The sequence below is a fragment of the Lutibacter maritimus genome, from assembly GCF_900116115.1.
Classification (GTDB): Bacteria; Bacteroidota; Bacteroidia; order Flavobacteriales; family Flavobacteriaceae; genus Lutibacter; species Lutibacter maritimus.
Map to the genome: position 1 here is coordinate 154,854 of NZ_FOZP01000001.1, position 20,634 is coordinate 175,487.

Genomic DNA, 20,634 nt, shown 5'->3' on the forward strand with positions numbered 1-20,634 from the left:
AATAAATGTTAATAAAGGCATTTATTTAAATTTTATAATCTACATTTTGATAAATTAATAACTAATAGCTTTTTAAAACTAATATTATTGCATTATAAGTTTAGAATACACTTTAAAAATCATAATTACATATTCAATATATGATAGTATAAAAAGGCCTACTATAAATATAACAACAGGAATTAAAGGTGTTAAAATAGCTATTTTTAAAACTAAATTTTTCATTTTATTTTTTTAAATTTTTAAAAACTATTTCAAATAATTTCATTTATACATTTTAAGTTTTATTTACTTAGGCTTGTTAAATGAATTTTTTTTGTATACCAATTTTATATCTAAATATAAAATGGTTAAATAAGCTATAATTGATATTATGGTAATTCCTTTAAAAATATTGCAATATGCACAACTATAATAGTCGTGATCAAATCCAAATAAGCATGATGTACAACCTATAATGGTCATTATTAAAAAAATTGCAAAAATAAAAGTGGGTATTAAAAAAGCCGATTTTAAGACTATTTTTTTCATTTTCTTTTAAATTTTAGTGTCATTATTCAACACTATAAAATTACAATGAAATAAAGCCTTAACAAGCCGTTTTTCATCAGTAAATTTTATGAACTTTTATGTATTTATTTATGATTTATGATGTAATTTTACATTGCAAAGAATGTAAATGAAATAAGATGCCAGATTTTTTAAAAGAAAAGCCACAATTAGATTGTGATTTTTTAAATGCAAAAGAATGTTTAAATATGTTGACGGATGATGAAAAGGAATTATTAGTACAGCATAAAACCGATTTAGAATTTAATGCAGGTGAAATTATAGTTAAAAGAGGCGCCGTTGTAAGTAATTTAGTTTATGTAACCGATGGCTTGGTAAAATTAGAGGTAGTAAATGATAATAAAACATCAACTTTAGGATTGGTACAATCTCATAGTTTTGTTGGATTAATTTGTTGTTTTGCCTTTAAAAATTTTGATTTTACTGCTATTGCACTTGAAAACACGAAAGTTAGTTTTATTGAAATGGATGTTTTTGAAACATTTATAAAAAACAATGGAGCCTTTTCATTAGCATTAATTAGACATATGTCTGGTATTGCAAATGGTTTATTTCATAGTATGACAAGACTTTCTCAAAAAAATATTGATGGCGCTTTATCAATTTTATTATTAGATTTTGCGACCATTTATAAATCTTCAACTTATATGTTGCCAGTTGTAAGAAAAGAATTGGCAGATATGTTGGGCTACTCTAAAGAAAGTATAATTAATACGCTATCTAAATTTAATAAAGAAGGAATTTTAAATGTAAGCGATCGTAAAATTGAAATTTTAGATTTAAAAAAGCTAAAACAAATAAGTGTTCTTGGTTAAAAGTATCAATCTCTAATTTTTTAGTGAAATCGTTTGAAATTGTAGGATACAACATATTTAAAATTACTTACAAAAATTTAAACTTTTAAAAAATCAGTATAATAGTTCAGTTTTGATTTATTACATTTGCGAATAAGTATTAAAAAAACCTAATTTCTAATGAATTTACACGAATATCAAGGAAAAGAATTGTTAAACAGTTTTGGCGTTAGAATTCAACGTGGGATTGTTGCCGACAATCATAAAAAAGCAGTAGAAGCAGCAAAACAATTAGCCGCAGAAACTGGTACAGGTTGGTGGGTAGTTAAAGCACAAATTCACGCAGGAGGAAGAGGAAAAGGAGGCGGAGTTAAACTTGCAAAAAGTTTAGCAGAAGTTGAAACTATTTCTGAAAGCATTATTGGAATGATGTTAAAAACACCACAAACTCCTCCACAAGGGAAAAAAGTTCATCAGGTTTTAATTGCTGAAGATGTATATTATCCAGGTAATAATCAACCAGAAGAATATTATATGTCTGTGCTGTTAAATAGAGCAACTGGCAGAAATATGATTATGTATTCTACAGAAGGTGGAATGGATATTGAGGCCGTAGCAGAAAAAACACCACATTTAATATTTACCGAAGATATTGATCCTTTGTTAGGTATTCAAGCATTTCAAGCACGTAAAATTGCTTTTAATTTAGGTTTGTCAGGCAATGCTTTAAAAGAGATGATAAAGTTTGTGACGTCATTGTATACAGCTTTTGTAAAATCAGATGCTTCATTGTTTGAGATAAATCCAGTTTTAAAAACTTCTGATGATAAAATTTTAGCGGTAGATTCTAAAGTAGTATTAGATGATAATGCATTATACCGTCATAAAGATTTAGCTTTATTACGTGATTTACGTGAAGAAAATGATATTGAAGTAGAAGCACATGCTGCAGGTTTAAATTATGTTGATTTAGATGGAAATGTTGGGTGTATGGTAAACGGTGCTGGTTTAGCTATGAGTACTATGGATTTAATTAAGCAATCTGGTGGTGAACCAGCAAACTTTTTAGATGTTGGAGGAACTGCTGATGCAAAACGTGTTGAAACTGCGTTTAGAATTATTTTAAAAGATCCAAATGTAAAAGCTATTTTAGTGAATATTTTTGGTGGAATTGTACGTTGTGACAGAGTTGCGCAAGGGGTAATTGATGCTTATAAAAATATGGGTGATGCAATTAAAGTACCAATTATTGTACGTTTGCAAGGAACTAACGCTATTGAAGCGAAACAATTAATTGATGATAGTGGTTTAGATGTAATTTCCGCAACAGAGTTTCAGGAAGCTGCTGATAAAGTACAACAAGTGCTTGCTTAAAAATTTTAAATACTATAAAATTAAAAAACCAACGATCTCGTTGGTTTTTTTTATGCATAAAAAAACACTTCTTTTTGGGAAGTGTTTTTTGTTTTACCTATAGGTTTTTAAATATCTTCAAAATTTACATCGGTGAAACTTTCAGTGCTTACAGCATCATCGTTTTCATCATCTGAAGGTCTTTTGAAATCTTTTTGATGACGCTCAGAAATAACTTCTTCACCTTTTTCATCTAAAATATAATCAGTTGCTGCTTTTAGCATCTCATTAAATTCTTCAAAATCTTCTTTATATAAATAAATTTTGTGTTTTTTGTAATGGAATGATCCATCGTCGTGTGTGAATTTTTTACTTTCAGTAATAGTTAAGTAATAATCTTCTGCTTTTGTAGCTCTTACATCAAAAAAGTAAGTTCTTCTTCCCGCTCTCAGAACCTGTGAGAATATCTCTTCCTGTTCTAAATGTTCGTTTTCACTCATAATAAACTTTCTATTTAATTAATCGTTATTTATTTAGATTCATTCACAAATCTATAAAAATATTTGGGTTATTTTAATTTTTTTATAATTCTTTTTCTAAAAGTTGCTGTTCATATAATTCTTTATAGTAGCCTTTAGTATCAACAAGCTCATTATGTGTGCCTTGTTGTATTATCTTACCATTGTCAATTACTAAAATTTTGTCGGCATTTTTAATTGATGAAATTCTGTGACTAACAATTATGGTTGTTTTATTTTTGCTAATGTTATAAAGGTTATTTAAAATAATCTCTTCTGTTTCGGTATCTACAGCTGATAAACAATCGTCAAAAATTAGTATTTTAGGTTCTTTTATAATAGCTCTGGCAATTGAAATTCGTTGTTTTTGTCCGCCCGAAAGTGTAACACCACGCTCGCCAATAAAGGTGTTGTAACCTTGGTTAAATTCAATGATATTATGATGTATATAAGCGTCTTTTGCAGCTTTTTCAATTTTTTCATCTGATGCATTTTCATCACCAAATTTTATATTGTTTTTTATGGTGTCAGAAAATAAAAATGCTTCTTGTGGAACAAAACCAATACTTTGGCGTAGGTTATCTATATTAAGGTCTTTAATATTTTTATTGTCAATTAATATTTCGCCTTTATCTACATCATAAAGTCGTGCAACTAAGTTTATAATGGTAGATTTTCCAGAACCTGTATTTCCTAAAATAGCTAATGTTTCGCCTTGTGGTATTTTAAAACTTACATTTTTTAAAGCAACAATATTTGTATCATCATACGTAAATGTTACATTTTTAAACTCAATTGCGCCAATAATTTCAGAAGTTGAAGTGTTTGTGTTTACAATTTCAGGTTTATGTTTTAAAAACTCATTAATACGTTTTTGTGAAGCTTCAGCTTCTTGTACAATAGATGTCACCCAGCCAACTACTGCAACTGGCCACGTTAACATGTTTACATACATAATAAATTCGGCAATTACACCTAAGGTTATGGTGCCTTCAATGTAGCGTAAACCACCAATGTAAATTACTAAAATATTGCTGATACCAATTAACAATATCATTAATGGAAAAAATAAGGCTTGTGCTTTGTAAAAATTAATATTTTTATCTTTTGCCTCGTCACTTAATTTTGTGAAATCTTCAATTACTTTATTTTCAATGCTATAAGATTTTACAATACTTATTCCAGAGAAAATTTCTTGGGCATTTGCAGTAAGTTTTGATAGAAATTGTTGTACAATGGTACTTCTTTTATGAATAATACTACTTAAAACGTAAATAGAAACCGAGAGTATTGGTAATGGTAAAAGCGTATATTTTGTTAGTACTGGATCAATATCGTACATTTTAACAATAGCTACAATAAATAGTACTAACATATTCATGAAATACATTATAGCTGGGCCAAAATACATACGTACTTTGGTAACATCTTCACTAATTCTATTCATTAAATCGCCGGTTCTATTTTTCTTGTAAAAGTTTAAAGATAGGCGTTGGTATTGTGCGTAAATTTCATTTTTTAAATCAAATTCAATCAATCTAGAGGTAACAATTATCATTTGACGCATTAAAAAAGTAAAAAAACCAGATAATAATGCTGCACCAACAATTAATAAAATGTTATTTAATAAACCAGTTTTTACAAGTGCTAAATCGGTTACAATTCCATTTCTATAATCTTCAGCAATGTTTAAAGATTCTCTAATAAATTGTGGAACTTGTAGCGCTAAAACGTTGGATAATATGGTAATAACAATACCAATTAAAAGTCGGTATTTGTATTTTAAAAAATATTTATTTAGGTATTTTAATTCTTTCATAAAAGTAACTGCCAATCAGCAAAATTTTCAAAACACGAATATACAGCAATAATATTTTAATGCGACAATAATTAAGATAGATTTAACTTTAATAAAAAAGTGATTTCAAAATAAGTTTTCTAAAAAAATATAGTATTTTTGCGCAGTTAAAAATAGACAGTTTCAAAGTTCTTTACATGATAAACAGAAGACATATTAGGGTAAAAGTAATGCAATCGGTTTATGCATTGCTGCAATCTAAAAGTGATAACTTAAACAAAGAAGAAAAGTTTTTATACGCAAGTATTGATAAAATGTATGATTTATACGTTTTAATATTGTGTTTACTTGTTGAAGTTAGAGATATGGAGCGAAACCATATAGAAATATCAAAGAAAAAGTTTTTAGCAACTCCTCAGGAATTAAAACCAAACACAAAATTTATTGACAATCAAGTTTTTAAACTTTTAGATGAAAGCGCTTCATTAAATGAATACTTGGTAAACAATAATTTAAATTATTGGAAATTAGACTCTGAGTATATTAACGAAATATTAAAGTTGATAAAAGAAAGTGCTGCGTACGCTTCATATATGGAAACTGAGGTAACCACTTTTAAAGAAGATGTAGCTTTTGTTGAAACTATTTTTAAAGAAATTATTGCGCCTAACGAGAAATTAGCAGAATATTTTGAAGATAAACATATTAGTTGGGTTGATGATATTCCTTTTGTAAATACGTGGGTTGTAAAATCTTTAAGTCAAATAAAACCAAATAGTATTTTTAAGCTAGGTAAGTTATATAAAGATGATGAAGACAAGCAATTTGTGTTAGATTTATTTAGAAAAGTAGTTTTAAACCATAAAGAACTAGAAAAAGATATTGTAGATAAAACACCCAATTGGGATGCAGAGCGTATTGCAGAAATTGATATGATTTTAATTAAAATGGCAATTTGCGAATTTTTAAAATTCCCTTCAATACCAACGCGTGTAACTATAAATGAATATATTGAAATTTCTAAAGATTATTCAACAAATAAAAGTAGTTTTTTTATTAATGGTGTTTTAGATAAAATATTGAAGGATTTAACAACTTCAAAAAGATTAAATAAAATAGGCAGAGGATTATTATAATTTTTTAAATTTACAAAAACATTAATAGTATGAGAAAAATAACAATTTTAAGTGCAGTTTTAGTTTGTATAGCTTTTATTTCTTGTAAAGAAAATGCAACAGCAAAAATTGATGCGGCTAATTTAGAAACAGCAAAAGAAAGAGACGCGAAAATTAGTTTAGGTTCAGCAATTATGGAATTTGATACTATGGAATACGATTTTGGAACCATAGTAGAAGGAGAAATAATTGATGGTGCTTTTAAAGTAACAAATAAGGGCAAAACAGATTTACTAATAACAGCTGTAAGACCTTCTTGTGGATGTACAACGCCAGATTGGACTAAAGATCCTATTAAACCAGGAGAAACTGGAGAAATTAAATTTTCTTTTAACTCTAATGGACGTGTAGGAAAACAACACAAATCAATTACAATTACTTCAAATGCTGAAAAAATAACAGAAACTGTGCGCTTAACAGGAACTGTAACAGCAAAAAGTTAACTTATAAATAGATAAATTAAATATAGAATGTATACAACAATTTTTTTACAAACAGGTGGTGGATCTTTAGCAAGTATGTTGCCATTTTTATTAATGTTTGTGGTCATCTACTTTTTTATGATTAGACCTCAAATGAAACGTGCAAAAAACGAAAAGAAATTCCAAAGCTCCATTGCAAAAGGAAACAAAATAGTTACTTCAAGTGGTATCCACGGTAAAATTGTTGATATTGTTGATAGTGACAACACTGTAATTGTTGAAACAGGTGCTGGAAAAATTAAATTTGAGCGTTCAGCAATTTCAATGGAATTAAGTAAAAAGTACGAAACTTCTGTTGAAAGTAAATAAACAGAAATAAACATCTAAAAAAGTGAGCCCAACAGCTCACTTTTTTTGTATATTTAATTTTTAAATTGAAATGAATTCACGTAACAAAACATCAGGAATTTCGTTAAAGTATAATCGAAAAATAAGAATTTTTCTTTTTTTTCTTTTTTTAACTACTGTAATATGGTTTATTGTTGCATTATCAAAATCATATGTTTCAACAACAAAAATTAAATTAGTTTACACAAATTTACCTTCAAATAAATTATTGCTCAATAAACCTATTGATGAAATGGAGGTTGTTATTCAAGCAACAGGATTTAATTTATTAAAATATACCATAAACCCACCAAAAATAATTTTAAGCCTAGTTGAAAGTCAAAAAAAAGGATCTAAATATTATTTATTGCCTAATAATCAAATTAATAGTTTAAAGCAAAAGTTAGAAAGTACTTCTACAATTGTGCGTTTTTTAAGTGATACCATTTTTGTAAATTTAGGCACTAACATTTCTAAAAAAGTTCCAGTTAACCCTAAGCTAAAAGTGAATTTTAAATTAGGATATAATTTTATTGAAGAATTAAAAATAAGTCCAGATTCTATAAGTATTTCTGGTCCAAAAAGTAGTTTAGATAGCATTGATGAAATTATTACAAACAACTTAGAATTAAATGAAGTTTACGAAAATGTAAACGTTCAAATGCAATTAAAAATGCCTAAATGGAAAAATATTAAAATGTTGGCAAATACCGTTACTGTTACTGGTGAAGTTGATAAATTTACGGAAGGAAAATTTATAGTACCAGTAAACATTATAAACATTCCAAAAGGTGTAAAACTAATACCGTTTCCTAAAGAAATTGAAATTATTTATCAGGCCGGACTCAGTAATTTTAATTCCATTAATAAAAATAGTTTTTCGGTAGTTTTTGATTATTTACAATACCAAAATGATACTTTAGTCCGCTATCTTTCTCCTGTAATAGAACAGAAAAGCGATTTGATTTCAACCTTAAAAATAAATCCAAATAAAATAGAATTTTTAATTCAAAAATAATGGTAGTAGGTTTAACAGGCGGAATAGGAAGTGGAAAAACAACTGTTTTACAATTATTTGAAAAATTAGGTGTACAAGTATTTATTGCAGATGTAGAAGCAAAAAAACTTATGAATTCTAATACAGCGCTCATACATCAAATTAAAAATTTATTTGGTAAAGAAGCTTATGTTGATGGTATTTTAAACAGAAAATATTTAGCTTCAGTAGTTTTTAATAATTCAGAAAAACTAACAGCTTTAAATGCGCTAGTTCATCCAAAAGTAAGGGAACATTTTTTAAAGTTTCAAAAACAATTTCCGCAGCAAATAATTATTTATGAAGCAGCAATTTTATTTGAAAGTGGGAGTGATAAACTTTGTGATTATATTGTTACAGTTACTGCAGATAAAGATGCTAGAATTCAGCGTATAATAGCTCGTGATGGCGTTTCTAAAGAAGAAGTTTTGGCCAGAATGCAACATCAACTTAATGATGATTTTAAAATATTAAAATCGAATTTTGTAATTAAAAATAATGACTTACAATATACCAAACAACAAGTGACTACAATTCTTAGTATTTTAAGGCAACTGGATAAACAATATCAAATGTCATAAGAATTTGTTAAAAAATTATATATTTAGTTAACGAAAGTTAATAAAACATAGATTTGCTGATAAAAGTTTAATTTTGCAGAATGGGGAAGAAAATATTTATACTTATTATTGTGTTAATGAGCGTAGCCTTAATAGGTATTATATCTGTTCAAGTATTTTGGATTAAAAACACCATTCAAATTACCGAAGAACAGTTTACTTCAAATGTGCGTTTTGCTTTAGCCAAAGTATCTGAAGATATTAAAGAAGATGAGTTTAATGCTTTTTATTTAGATATTGTTGAGAATTTTAAAGATGAAGGTACTAAATTAAAATATTCAGATGTACGAAAATACATTTATGAAAAAATAGATACAACTAATAACGAGCGTTTTACGTATTCGCAAAGTATTATTGAAGAAAATTATAAAGTACCAACTGAGTTCTTTGAAAATGATTCTATAGATTTTAAAGAAATTTTTAGAAAAGAAGAAATAGTAATTGTAAAAGATCAATCATTAGATAATAAAGGAAGTGATATCAATGCACCAGAAGAACGTTATTTGAAAATTGGTAGATTTGAAGGCGCTGAAAAATCGCAACTTGAACGTGCTTTTGATATTTCAAGAACCAAAATGCCCATTCATAAAAGAGTGAGTAACCAAGAACTTACACTGCGTTTAGATAGAGAGCTAAAAAGCAAAGGAATTACAACCAATTTTAAATATGGTATTTATAGTAATGGCTTGGCAACACAAGTAAAATCGGGCTATTTTAGAAAAGAAACAGGCAAAAGTTATATGGTGCCAATGTTTACAGATTCTGAAGGAAATAGCAACTTTCAGTTATTTGTAACGTTCCCCGAGAAAAAGAATTTTATACTTTCATCCATCTCAAAAATACTTGTTCTCTCAGTTTTCTTTATATTTATAATTATTTTAGCTTTTGTAACAGCTTTGTATCAATTAATAAAACAAAAACAAATTTCTGAAATTAAAACAGATTTTATTAATAATATGACGCACGAGTTTAAAACACCTATTGCTACCATAAATTTAGCTTTAGATGCCATAAAAAACCCTAAAATTATTGAAGATAAAGAAAAGGTAATGCGCTATGTTCAAATGATTCGTGATGAAAATAAAAGAATGCACGGGCAAGTTGAAAATGTATTACGAATTTCTAAATTAGAGAAAAATCAGCTGGATGTTAGCAAAGAAAAAATTGATTTAAAAGAAGTAATAGAAGAAGCAATAACGCATGTAGATTTAATTATAAAAGATAAAGGCGGATATATAAAAACACATTTTAATGCTAAAAACAATGAAATTTTGGCAAACCATTTTCATTTAACAAATGTAATTGTAAATGTTTTAGACAATGCAATAAAATATTCTGAAGACGCTCCTAAAGTAGAGGTTACAACAGAAAATACTGCCAAAAACATTATTATTAAAGTGTCTGATCAAGGAATTGGAATGAATAAAAGTGTGCAAAAAAATATCTTTAAAAAGTTTTATAGAGAAGAAAGAGGAAATATTCATAACGTTAAAGGTCACGGTTTAGGACTTTCATACGTAAAAAAAATAGTAGAAATTCATCAAGGAGATATTTATGTTGAAAGTGAAAAAGGACAAGGAAGCACTTTTACCATAAAATTACCTTTAATTTAAAAAATAGTAATTATGGAAAACAATAGAATTTTATTGGTAGAAGACGATCCTAATTTTGGAACAGTTTTAAAAGATTATTTATCATTAAATGATTATAATGTAACCTTGGCTAAAGATGGTTTAGAAGGTTTAATTATGTTTAAAAATGATGATTTTGATTTATGTATTTTTGATGTCATGATGCCACGAAAAGATGGTTTTTCTTTAGCAAAAGATGTAAGAGCAACTAATTCTGAAATTCCAATCATCTTTTTAACAGCTAAAACAATGAAAGAAGATGTATTAAAAGGTTACCAAGTAGGTGCAGATGATTATTTAAACAAACCTTTTGATTCTGAAGTATTGTTATATAAAATTAAAGCAATTTTACAGCGTAAAGAAACGGAACAAAGTGTTGAAGATGAGTCTTTTGAATTTAAAATTGGTAAATTTGATTTTAATTCAAAATTACGTCACTTATCATATAATGGAGGAGAAACTCAAAAATTATCACCAAAAGAAAGTAAATTGTTAAAAATGTTGGCAACACATAAAAACGATTTAATGCCAAGAGAGTTAGCATTAACTAAAATTTGGAGAGATGATAATTATTTTACATCCAGAAGTATGGATGTTTACATTGCCAAACTAAGAAAATATTTAAAAGCTGATGAAAATGTTGAAATTTTAAATATCCACGGTGAAGGTTTCAGATTGATAGAAAAATAATAAAAAAACCTGCTTTTAGCAGGTTTTTTTATGTTATAAAATAAGCTACATTTGTGAATTACAAAATTAGAATATGGCACAGTTTATAAAAATATTTGAAGAAAACCCTAATGAAAAGGAAATTGATAAAGTAGTTAAAGTGCTAAAAGCAGGTGGTTTAATTATTTATCCGACAGATACCGTTTATGGAATAGGATGCGATATTACCAATAATAAAGCCATGGAAAAAGTTGCTCAAATTAAAGGAGTAAAATTAAACAAAGCAAATTTTTCATTTATTTGTTATGATTTAAGCAACCTTTCTGATTATGTAAAACAAATTGATACACCTACGTATAAAATTTTAAAACGCTATTTGCCTGGGCCTTATACTTTTGTTTTGCCAGGAAATAACAATTTACCTAAATCGTTTAAAAATAAAAGTACGGTTGGTATTAGAATTCCAAACAATAATATTGTACGCGATATTGTAAAAAAATTAGGAAACCCTATCGTTTCTACCTCCATTTATGATGAAGATGATTTAATTGAGTATACAACTGACCCTGAGTTAATTTATGAAAAATGGGGAAACATTGTAGATATTGTTATTGATGGTGGTTACGGAGATAATACACCTTCAACAGTAATTGATTTATCAGATGGTGAAATTACAATTTTAAGAGAAGGTAAAGGTAGTATAGAAGATTTTAATATTTCTTAAGCGCTTTAAAAGTGTTAACTTTTTTTATAAAATGTTGCCAAACAATGCTGTTCACTAAAAAATAAGTATTGTTTTGAATGCTTAATTTACGCTTTTTAAACATCTTTGGTAAGTAGTAATAAAAACTTACATGTGCTCTAATTATTGCTAATGTATGAATTGGACGAAGTTCAAAAAGAAACTTAACTCCAGCAACGCCATCTAAAATCATCCGAACAAAAATAATGGGTATTAATTTACTTTTTGGCAAGTTTTTAACCAATGAAAACAAACTGTTTCTAAAATTTAAAAATGATTTTCTCGGACTTTCTTCTTTTAAAGTAGCTCCACCAACGTGGTACACAGTAGATGTACCAACATATTTAATGGTTTTCCCTAAATTTTGAACTCTCCAGCATAAATCTATCTCTTCTTGATGCGCAAAATAATCTTCATCAAAACCAAGAACTTTGTTAAATACTTCCGACCGAATAAAAAAACAAGCCCCTGAAGCCCAAAATATGTCAATTTCATCATTAAATTGTGAAGTGTCAACTTCTAATTTTGAAAAAACTCGTCCTCTACAAAATGGATATCCAAATTTATCAATAAACCCACCTCCAGCACCGGCATATTCAAAAGCTGTCTTATTTTTATAGTCTAATATTTTTGGTTGAATAATTGCCGTATTTGCATTTTTTTCAAAAGTTGAAATTATTGGGTTTAGCCAATGTTCGGTAACTTCAATATCAGAGTTTACCAAACCATAAATATCAGCATTAATATGTTTTAAAGCTTCATTATATCCTTTTGCATAACCTCCATTAGTAGCGTTTTGCACTATTTTTACTGTAGGGAACTGTGTTGCTACAAATTGAACAGAACTATCAGTTGAAGCATTGTCAGCAACATAAATTTCAACATTTTTTTGATTGCTAAAATTTATAATACTTGGTAGAAATTTTTCTAACAACGTTTTACCGTTCCAGTTTAGAATTACAATGGCTATTTTCACAGGTGCAAACTTACTTTAATTTCTATCAATTTTCTTTTAAATGTTGGTTAATTTTTCCGCTAAAAATGGCGCAGTAAATGAGTCTTTACATTTTATTAATTCTTCAGGAGTTCCCTGAAATAGTAAATGCCCACCGTTTTTACCACCTTCTTTGCCTAAATCAATAATATAATCGGCACATTTTATTAAATCAATATTATGTTCAATTACAATGATAGAATGTCCATTATTTATTAAAGCATTAAAAGATTTTAGTAATTTTTTTATGTCATGAAAATGAAGTCCGGTTGTTGGTTCATCAAAAATAAAAAGCGATTTACTTTGTCTGCTGCCTTTTACTAAAAAGGATGCTAATTTAATACGTTGCGCTTCACCACCAGAAAGGGTAGAAGAAGATTGTCCTAAGGTAACATACCCTAAACCTACATCTTGCAAAGGTTTTAATTTTTTTACAATTTTAGTTTCTTTGTGTAAGGCAAAAAATGAAATGGCATCATCAATGGTGCTGTTTAAAACATCATTAATTGATTTCCCTTGAAATTTAACGGCTAGTATTTCTTTTTTAAAACGTTCTCCTTTACAAGCTTCACATTCTAAATGTACATCAGCCATAAATTGCATTTCAATAGTAACTTCACCTTCACCTTTGCAAACTTCGCAACGTCCACCTTCTACATTAAATGAAAAATGTTTTGGTTGGTAATTTCTAATTTTAGACAGTTTTTCTGATGCAAATAGTGTTCTAATATCATCATACGCTTTTATGTAGGTTACAGGGTTTGATCTGCTGGATCTACCAATTGGATTTTGGTTGATAAACTCTATATGTTCAATATGTTTAATATCACCTTTAATTTCGGTAAACTGTCCAACTTTTTCTCCGTAGTCTCCAATTAATTTTTGAATTGCAGGATATAATATTTTACTTACCAATGTACTTTTACCACTACCTGAAACGCCGGTTACAACAGTTAAACTGTTTAAAGGAAAAGTAATATTTATATTTTTTAAATTATTTTCTCGTGCACCTATAACTTCTACTTTATATTTTGTTGGTCTACGTTTTTTAGGCACTTCAATTTGCAAGCTGTTGTTTAAATATTGTGCAGTTAAGGAATTGGATTTTAAAATTTCATTAAAATTTCCTTCAGCAACAACTTCACCACCAAAGGTACCTGCTTCAGGACCAATATCTATAATCATATCGGCAGCTTTCATAATATCTTCATCGTGTTCAACAACAATTACAGTATTGCCTAAATCACGTAAATTTTTTAAAACGTCAATCAATCGTTCGGTATCTTTTGGATGTAAACCAATACTTGGTTCATCTAAAATATACATAGAACCTACTAAGCTGCTGCCTAATGAAGTTGCTAAGTTTATACGCTGACTTTCACCACCTGATAAACTGTTTGAAGTTCTGTTTAAGGTTAAATAGTTTAAACCAACGTTGTTTAAAAATTGCAACCTATTATTTATTTCAACCAATAATCGTTTGGCAATTTTTTGTTCAAATTCTTCTAATTGTATATTTTTAAAAAATTCAATTAATTCATTAATAGGTAAATCAACTAAATCGCTAATGTTTTTGTTGTTTATTTTAACATTATTAGCTTCTTTTCGCAATCTTTTACCATTACATTCTGAGCATTTTGTTTTACCTCTGTAGCGAGAAAGCATTACCCTATATTGAATTTTGTAACTATTTTCTTCTAAAAATTTAAAAAAACTATGCAATCCGTTAAATGATGCATTCCCGTTCCAAATTAATTGCTTTTGTTCATTGGTTAGCTCAAACCAAGGTTTATGAATGGGAATATTAAATTTATAAGCACTATTAATTAAATTGTTTTTATATTCTGAAAACGAATCGGATTTCCAAGGTAAAATGGCATCTTCAAAAATTGAAAGTGAGGTGTTTGGAATTACCAAATCTTCATCAACACCAATTACATTTCCGTAACCTTCGCAACTAGGGCAAGCGCCATACGGATTATTAAAACTGAATAAATGGGTGTTTGGTTCTAAAAATTGAATGCCGTCTAGTTCAAATTTATTATTAAATAATGTTTGATGCGTTGTTTGTATATTTTCAATAATACATTCGCCTTTTCCTTCAAAAAATGCAGTTTGAATGGCATCACCTAATCTGTTATAAAAATCTTCATCATCTTTTACAATTATTCTATCAATAACCAATAAAAAATCGTGTTCAATTTCAGTAGTTATATCTTCAATTCTAACTATATCGTTTTTATATTGTATTCTGGAATAACCTTGTTGTGCTAATATTTTTAATGTTTGAAGCACATTTCTATCCGATGGGATATGAACAGGCGATAGCAATAGTAATTTAGTATCTAACGGTGTTTTTTTAATAAATTCAATTACATCGGTAACTGTATGTTTTTTTACTTCTAAGTTAGAAATAGGAGAGTAGGTTTTACCAATTCTGGCAAATAATAATTTTAAATAATCATAAATTTCTGTTGATGTACCAACGGTTGAACGCGGATTGGTTGAATTTACTTTTTGTTCAATAGCAATTGCAGGTGCAATTCCTTTAATATACTCTACTTTAGGTTTGTTTAAACGTCCTAAAAACTGACGTGCGTAGGATGATAAACTTTCTACATAACGGCGTTGCCCTTCAGCAAAAAGTGTATCAAAAGCTAAACTGGATTTTCCAGAACCAGAAAGTCCTGTAATTACAACTAACTTATTTCTAGGAATTGCAACATCAATATTTTTTAAATTATGCAAACTTGCTCCTTTAATAAGTATGTTTTCTTTTGGATTTAGTTCTGAAATATTTTGAGTCATTGGTTATTTAAAAATATACGTTTTTATAATCGTTACAAATTTATAGAATTAATTACAGTATATACTATGTTTAAGTTTTAGGAGTACTAAAAAATTACAAAATGGTTTATTGTGCTAAAAATTAAAAAGTTAGATTTAAAATTTGCTATTTATAAAAATAAAACCCATATTTACACATTCATTTAAAACATAAAACGCCTATACAACACTTTTACTTTTTATAAATTTTAAGAAATACAAATTATTAATCCCATAAAAATGTATTTAAGTTATGGAAAGTACACTTATAAGTGATAGCGTTTTAGTATGCAATTATATTAACGGAAATGAGAAATCTTTAGAGGTTTTAATTTTACGACACAAACAACGAATTTTTAGTTTTATATTATCCAAAGTTTTAGACAGAGACTTGGCGGAAGATATCTTTCAAGATACTTTTATAAAAGTAATAAACACCTTAAAAAGAGGTGCTTATAATGAAGAAGGTAAATTTTTACCTTGGGTAATGCGTATTGCACACAATTTAATTATTGACCATTTTCGTCGTCAAAAAAGAATACCTACATTTAAAAATACCGACGAGTTTGATATTTTTTCAGTAATTAGTGATGATGTTTTAAATATAGAAAAGCAACTAATAAAAAATCAAATTTTAGAAGACGTAGCCAGTTTAGTTGAAGAATTACCAGATGACCAAAAAGAAGTATTGGTAATGCGCTTATTTAAAGATATGAGTTTTAAAGAAATTGCTGAAAATACAGATGTAAGTATTAATACAGCTCTAGGTAGAATGCGCTACGCTTTAATAAATTTAAGAAAATTAATAGAGAAACATCAAATTGTTTTGGTAAACTCATAATAAACAAAAAGTTTTGTCGTTATTACTGTATAAACCAGTACTGTATGATGAAACTTTACACTCAAAAGTCTTCTATGAAGAAGCAACCTAGACCTGAAACAATTCAATATTTAATCAATTACTCAAAGCAGTTACGAGTAATTAAAACCAACAAAAACTATATTGAATTAAATTTGAATTAATGTTCTTTTTAAACCCATTTTTTTAAAAAATGGGTTTTTTTGTGCTTTTAAAAATGAAGTAAAATATTTATACTAATAAAATTTTTATTTATTAGAATAAGTTCATGAAAAGATACTAATAAAGTTAGAAGTTTATTAGTATAAATTGATTGTATTATTAGTATAAAATTTAATTTTATACTAATGAATTTTAAAGGTTATAAAATAAAATACCGAACGCTAACAGGGTTCGGTATTTTATTAAAAATAGTTCAGGTTTAATAATATCTGCTTTTTTACACCAAATGTCGTTGTGCTTTGTATGATGAACGTACTAAAGCGCCACTTTCAACGTATTTAAAGCCCATTTTTTCACCAATTTCTTTGTACTTGGCAAATTGCTCAGGTGTAATAAATTCTTGAACAGGTAAATGTTTTTTACTTGGTTGTAAATACTGACCAATGGTTAAAATATCAACCTTGGCATTGGCTAAATCTTGCATCGTTTCAATAACTTCTGCTTCAGTTTCGCCCAAGCCAAGCATAATGCCAGATTTTGTTCTGCGTTGCCCTTGGTCTTTCATATATTTTAATACTTCTAAACTTCTATCATATTTAGCTTGTATACGCACTTCACGTGTTAAACGTCTTACGGTTTCTAAATTATGAGAAATTACTTCAGGAGCAACGGCTAATATTCTATCAATATTGGTGGTGTTTCCTTGAAAATCTGGAATTAAAGTTTCTAAAGTTGTTGTTGGATTTGCGCGTCTAATGGCATTAATGGTTTCTGCCCAAATTATGGAACCGCCATCTTTAATATCATCTCTATCAACCGATGTTATAACAGCGTGTTTAATATTCATTAATTTAATGGAACGCGCTACTTTTTCTGGCTCTTCCCAATCAACATTTTCTGGTCTTCCGGTTTTTACACCACAAAAACCACAAGAGCGTGTGCAAATATTTCCTAATATCATAAAGGTTGCTGTTCCTTCTGTCCAACATTCTCCCATATTAGGGCAACTTCCACTGGTACAAATAGTGTTTAGTTTATATTTATCTACAACACCTCTAAGTTCTGTATATTTTTTACCAACGGGTAATTTAACACGTAACCATTTTGGTTTGTGAATTGTATTTGGTGATTCTATAGTTTCTTTAGTCATTATAGTAATAATTGACTGCAAAAATACAAAGAATTTATAAACTTGAAAGATACCAACCGCTAAAACCAATTAAAAAAACAATACCAATGTAGCTTAGCACTTTAAATTGCAGCGTTGGTCTCCAGGCTTGCGGTGTGTTTTTACCTGAAATTAAAATAAAATTGATGATGGCAAAAAAAGGCGCTGTTAAAAAAGATAACACGGTAGCAATTTTAATTAAAACACCCATTTCACTCATAAAAAATAACAAAATAGCAATGGTTCCTATGGCTAAAAAACTAATCCAAAACCAATAGGCATGTTTAAAATTTTTGTTTGAAAGTAATTCTAGTGTTTTAGTCATTGCGCGTGGCGATGCATCTAAGGTTGTAATAGTGGTGCTAAACATAGTTGTAAATGCTGCAGCAGCAATAAAAATATACATTCCATCACCTAAAGTTTTAGTGTATAAATTTATTAACTGTTGCGAAAAAACAACGGCGCTATTGCTAAAGGTTTCATTTGTGTGGTACATAACTAATGCACCTAATGCCACAAAGAAAATACCAATAATTAAAGCTCCAATAAAACCTATATTGAAATCGAAAATAGCTTGTTGAGTATTAAATTCACAGCTTTTATCTTTTTGTTTTTCAATAGCCCATAGCGATTGCCAAATAGAAACATCTAGCGGTGCAGGCATCCATCCTAAAAAAGCAATTAAAAAACCAACTTCTATTGTTCCTTTGGGTAAAATTTGCGCGTAGTTAATGGTGGTTTCTGAGTTGATACTGGCTACAATTAAGGCAATGATAGTACTAATAGTTAGGGTGATAATGATTAATTTCATTAAATTATCTAAAAGTTTATATTTTCCAATCACTAATAGGATGAAACAAATAAAAGTGATAATCACACTCCAAATAACGGGATTTGTAGTGATTCCAAATAAATTAGCAGCTAACCCAGCAGTAACTATAGTTACAGCAGCCTGAATGGTAAACATGGTAGCTAAATTTAAAATAAAATAGGCGAGTAGTACACCGTTGCCTAATTTTTTATAGCCATCTAATAAACTTTCTCCAGTAGCAGTGGCATACCGTGGGCCTATTTGAAAAAAAGGATATTTTACAATATGAATTAACACCAAAGCCCATATTAATCCAAAGCCAAAATCAGCGCCAGCTCGGGTAGATTGTACTAAATGTGAAACACCAATAGCAGCACCTGCAAACAATAAACCAGGACCCAGTTTATGAAGCCAATGTGTGCGTTTTGCAATCAATTGTCAGAAGGATTTTGAATAATTTCAGCCAATAATTTTTTGGCGCGTAATAATTTTACTTTTATGTTACTCATTGGTTCGTTCAATTTTTCGGCCATTTCTTTGTAACTCATTTCTCTAAAATAACGCAAATTAATAATTTCTTGATGATGAGGTTTTAACTGTTTTAAATAATGCAGTAATTGTGCTAAATTTTGATCTATAATTAATTGATCTTCGGCAGAAGGTGTTTCATCAAAAATTTTATAGGCTTCAGATTCTTTTTTATTGATTGAAATTGTATTGGTACGTTCTTTTCGTAAATGATCAATAAAAATATTTTTTGAAATTGAAATTAACCAGGTTTTAAAATTGTACCGATTATTGTATAAATGAATTTTATCAAAAGCTTTAGAAAAAGTTTTAATGGTAATATCTTCAGCTTCATCTTCATCGCCAGTTTTTGAAAACTGAAAACGATACACATCACTCCAATACGTGTTTAATAATGTGTTAAAAGCCTTTTGATCGTCCTTTTTTGCTTTTTCAATTAAGTCGGCAATATCAATATTTTTATTTACCAATGGTGAGGTTTTGAAATCGTATTTTTTATAAAGATAAACAATTGTACGAATATCAAAAATATTTCAAGCAAAGGAGTTAAAATTACCAAGTCATTTTCATTTAATTTTTTTGCCGAAAATCCAATTACCAAGTTTTGAATTAAAAAGCGTGTAAAAATTAAGGAAGCTACAATAATCCAGTTAAAAAGAAATGCTATTAAAACAATACTTAATAACCAAAATAATAGTTGTGAACTATAAAATAACCCTAATAAAAATTTATGAACTGGTTTGTAATGTGTTGCTGTTGACACATGTCTTCTTTTTTGAAGTATCCAGTTTTTAAAGGTTGTTTTTGGTTTAGATTCTGTAAAACTATTTGCTGAAAAACAGTTGGTTGTGTTATTTTTTGTAGCAACTTGGTTGATAAATAAATCATCATCCCCCGATTTAATTTTAATATGATCGGCAAAACCGTTGACACTAAAAAATAAAGATTTGGTATAGGCTAAATTACGACCAACACCCATATACGGACTTCCAATTTTTGCAAAAGAAAAATATTGAATGGCGGTTAAAAGTGTTTCAAACCGAATTAATTTATTAAGGAATGATTTTTTAACTTTTGTGTATGCTCCATAGCCTAAAACAATGTCTTTTTCAGAAAAATGTTGTGTCATTTCAGAAATCCAATGTTCAGAAACTGGTTTGCAATCGGCATCAGAAAACAATAAATGCTCGTTGGATGCAGCTTTTATACCTAAGGTTAAAGCATATTTTTTACTTCCCCAAAATTGTTCATTTTCTTTGACATCAACAATTTTAATTTTTGTAGGATATTGCTGATGAAATTCTTTCATTATTTCTAAAGTTTTATCTCTAGAGCGGTCGTTAATAAGTACTAATTCAAAATTAGGATACGATTGGTTAATGAAATGAGGAAGATGTTTTTTTAAATTTTTAGCTTCGTTTTTAGCGCAAATAAGCACTGAAACAGGCTTATTAAATGCAGTGTTGGGTAATTTTCTTTTAGAAAAAGCAAATGCCCCAAAAATAAAAACATAAAAAATAAATTGAATACAAAATATTGCTATAAAAGCAATTAAAACGTATTCTAACATT

At 28.3% G+C, this 20,634-nt stretch carries 21 protein-coding genes; 11 read left to right on the forward strand and 10 right to left on the reverse strand.

The window, feature by feature from the left end:
* Window positions 1-84: 84 nt before the first annotated feature.
* Window positions 85-225 carry a hypothetical protein gene (locus tag BM335_RS15610; protein WP_177219117.1) on the reverse strand — a complete coding sequence of 47 codons (141 nt, stop codon included), beginning with the start codon at window positions 223-225 and terminating at the stop codon, window positions 85-87.
* A gap of 63 nt (window positions 226-288) precedes the next feature.
* Window positions 289-531 (reverse strand): hypothetical protein, encoded by a 243-nt coding sequence (locus tag BM335_RS00710; protein WP_090221936.1) that lies wholly within the window; start codon window positions 529-531, stop codon window positions 289-291.
* A 158-nt stretch (window positions 532-689) separates the two neighbouring features.
* Here BM335_RS00710 and BM335_RS00715 point away from each other — a divergent pair, with 158 nt between their 5' ends.
* The gene (locus tag BM335_RS00715) at window positions 690-1,385 is read left to right on the forward strand and encodes a Crp/Fnr family transcriptional regulator (RefSeq protein ID WP_090221938.1); all 696 of its coding nucleotides are present in this window, start codon (window positions 690-692) and stop codon (window positions 1,383-1,385) included.
* 159 nt (window positions 1,386-1,544) lie between these two features.
* Entirely contained in the window at window positions 1,545-2,738 is a 1,194-nt protein-coding gene (sucC, locus tag BM335_RS00720; protein ID WP_090221944.1) for an ADP-forming succinate--CoA ligase subunit beta, read from the forward strand.
* Between the two features lie 107 nt (window positions 2,739-2,845).
* Here the strand turns inward: sucC and BM335_RS00725 are convergent, their stop codons facing one another.
* Both BM335_RS00725 and BM335_RS00730 read right to left on the reverse strand, forming a co-directional pair.
* The gene (locus tag BM335_RS00725) at window positions 2,846-3,217 is read right to left on the reverse strand and encodes a PUR family DNA/RNA-binding protein (protein ID WP_090221946.1); all 372 of its coding nucleotides are present in this window, start codon (window positions 3,215-3,217) and stop codon (window positions 2,846-2,848) included.
* 82 nt (window positions 3,218-3,299) lie between these two features.
* On the reverse strand, window positions 3,300-5,054 hold the full coding sequence (locus BM335_RS00730) for an ABC transporter ATP-binding protein (protein ID WP_090221949.1): 1,755 nt from the start codon (window positions 5,052-5,054) through the stop codon (window positions 3,300-3,302).
* A 176-nt stretch (window positions 5,055-5,230) separates the two neighbouring features.
* Between BM335_RS00730 and nusB the strand changes: the two genes are divergently transcribed.
* The 8 genes from nusB to BM335_RS00770 all read left to right on the forward strand — a co-directional run bounded on the left by nusB (window position 5,231) and on the right by BM335_RS00770 (window position 11,697).
* Window positions 5,231-6,169, forward strand: a complete 939-nt coding sequence (nusB, locus tag BM335_RS00735) for a transcription antitermination factor NusB (protein WP_090221951.1) — start codon at window positions 5,231-5,233, stop codon at window positions 6,167-6,169.
* 29 nt (window positions 6,170-6,198) lie between these two features.
* Window positions 6,199-6,651, forward strand: coding sequence for a DUF1573 domain-containing protein (locus BM335_RS00740; RefSeq protein ID WP_090221954.1), 453 nt, complete (start codon window positions 6,199-6,201; stop codon window positions 6,649-6,651).
* Window positions 6,652-6,678: 27 nt separating this feature from the next.
* Window positions 6,679-6,999, forward strand: a complete 321-nt coding sequence (gene yajC, locus BM335_RS00745; protein ID WP_090221956.1) for a preprotein translocase subunit YajC — start codon at window positions 6,679-6,681, stop codon at window positions 6,997-6,999.
* Window positions 7,000-7,069: 70 nt separating this feature from the next.
* Window positions 7,070-8,035, forward strand: a complete 966-nt coding sequence (locus BM335_RS00750) for a CdaR family protein (protein ID WP_090221958.1) — start codon at window positions 7,070-7,072, stop codon at window positions 8,033-8,035.
* On the forward strand, window positions 8,035-8,634 hold the full coding sequence (coaE, locus tag BM335_RS00755) for a dephospho-CoA kinase (protein WP_317041008.1): 600 nt from the start codon (window positions 8,035-8,037) through the stop codon (window positions 8,632-8,634). The genes BM335_RS00750 and coaE overlap by 1 nt, the downstream gene beginning before the upstream one ends.
* 80 nt (window positions 8,635-8,714) lie before the next feature.
* On the forward strand, window positions 8,715-10,286 hold the full coding sequence (locus BM335_RS00760) for a sensor histidine kinase (protein ID WP_090221964.1): 1,572 nt from the start codon (window positions 8,715-8,717) through the stop codon (window positions 10,284-10,286).
* A 12-nt stretch (window positions 10,287-10,298) separates the two neighbouring features.
* Entirely contained in the window at window positions 10,299-10,994 is a 696-nt protein-coding gene (locus BM335_RS00765) for a response regulator transcription factor (RefSeq protein ID WP_090221967.1), read from the forward strand.
* 73 nt (window positions 10,995-11,067) lie between these two features.
* A complete protein-coding gene (locus BM335_RS00770) occupies window positions 11,068-11,697 on the forward strand; it encodes an L-threonylcarbamoyladenylate synthase (RefSeq protein ID WP_090221969.1) in 630 nt (209 codons plus the stop codon).
* On the opposite strand, the gene BM335_RS00775 is transcribed toward BM335_RS00770, so the two are convergent.
* Both BM335_RS00775 and uvrA read right to left on the reverse strand, forming a co-directional pair.
* Entirely contained in the window at window positions 11,684-12,691 is a 1,008-nt protein-coding gene (locus BM335_RS00775; RefSeq protein WP_090221972.1) for a glycosyltransferase family 2 protein, read from the reverse strand. The two genes, BM335_RS00770 and BM335_RS00775, sit on opposite strands and share 14 nt — an antisense overlap.
* A 36-nt stretch (window positions 12,692-12,727) precedes the next feature.
* The gene (gene uvrA, locus BM335_RS00780) at window positions 12,728-15,517 is read right to left on the reverse strand and encodes an excinuclease ABC subunit UvrA (RefSeq protein WP_090221974.1); all 2,790 of its coding nucleotides are present in this window, start codon (window positions 15,515-15,517) and stop codon (window positions 12,728-12,730) included.
* Between the two features lie 271 nt (window positions 15,518-15,788).
* On the opposite strand from uvrA, the gene BM335_RS00785 reads away from it, so the two are divergent.
* Complete coding sequence (locus BM335_RS00785; RefSeq protein ID WP_090221977.1) at window positions 15,789-16,376, forward strand: sigma-70 family RNA polymerase sigma factor; 588 nt, start codon at window positions 15,789-15,791, stop codon at window positions 16,374-16,376.
* A gap of 457 nt (window positions 16,377-16,833) precedes the next feature.
* Here BM335_RS00785 and lipA read toward each other — a convergent pair whose 3' ends face one another.
* From lipA to BM335_RS00805, 4 genes are read right to left on the reverse strand one after another with little or no spacing between them, the layout of a single operon-like run.
* Window positions 16,834-17,706, reverse strand: coding sequence for a lipoyl synthase (gene lipA / locus BM335_RS00790; protein ID WP_090221978.1), 873 nt, complete (start codon window positions 17,704-17,706; stop codon window positions 16,834-16,836).
* Window positions 17,707-17,740: 34 nt separating this feature from the next.
* The gene (locus tag BM335_RS00795) at window positions 17,741-18,970 is read right to left on the reverse strand and encodes an NRAMP family divalent metal transporter (protein ID WP_245780585.1); all 1,230 of its coding nucleotides are present in this window, start codon (window positions 18,968-18,970) and stop codon (window positions 17,741-17,743) included.
* Window positions 18,967-19,533, reverse strand: coding sequence for an RNA polymerase sigma factor (locus tag BM335_RS00800; RefSeq protein WP_245780586.1), 567 nt, complete (start codon window positions 19,531-19,533; stop codon window positions 18,967-18,969). The genes BM335_RS00795 and BM335_RS00800 overlap by 4 nt, the downstream gene beginning before the upstream one ends.
* The gene (locus BM335_RS00805; protein ID WP_090221980.1) at window positions 19,527-20,633 is read right to left on the reverse strand and encodes a glycosyltransferase; all 1,107 of its coding nucleotides are present in this window, start codon (window positions 20,631-20,633) and stop codon (window positions 19,527-19,529) included. The genes BM335_RS00800 and BM335_RS00805 overlap by 7 nt, the downstream gene beginning before the upstream one ends.
* Window position 20,634: the final 1 nt, after the last annotated feature.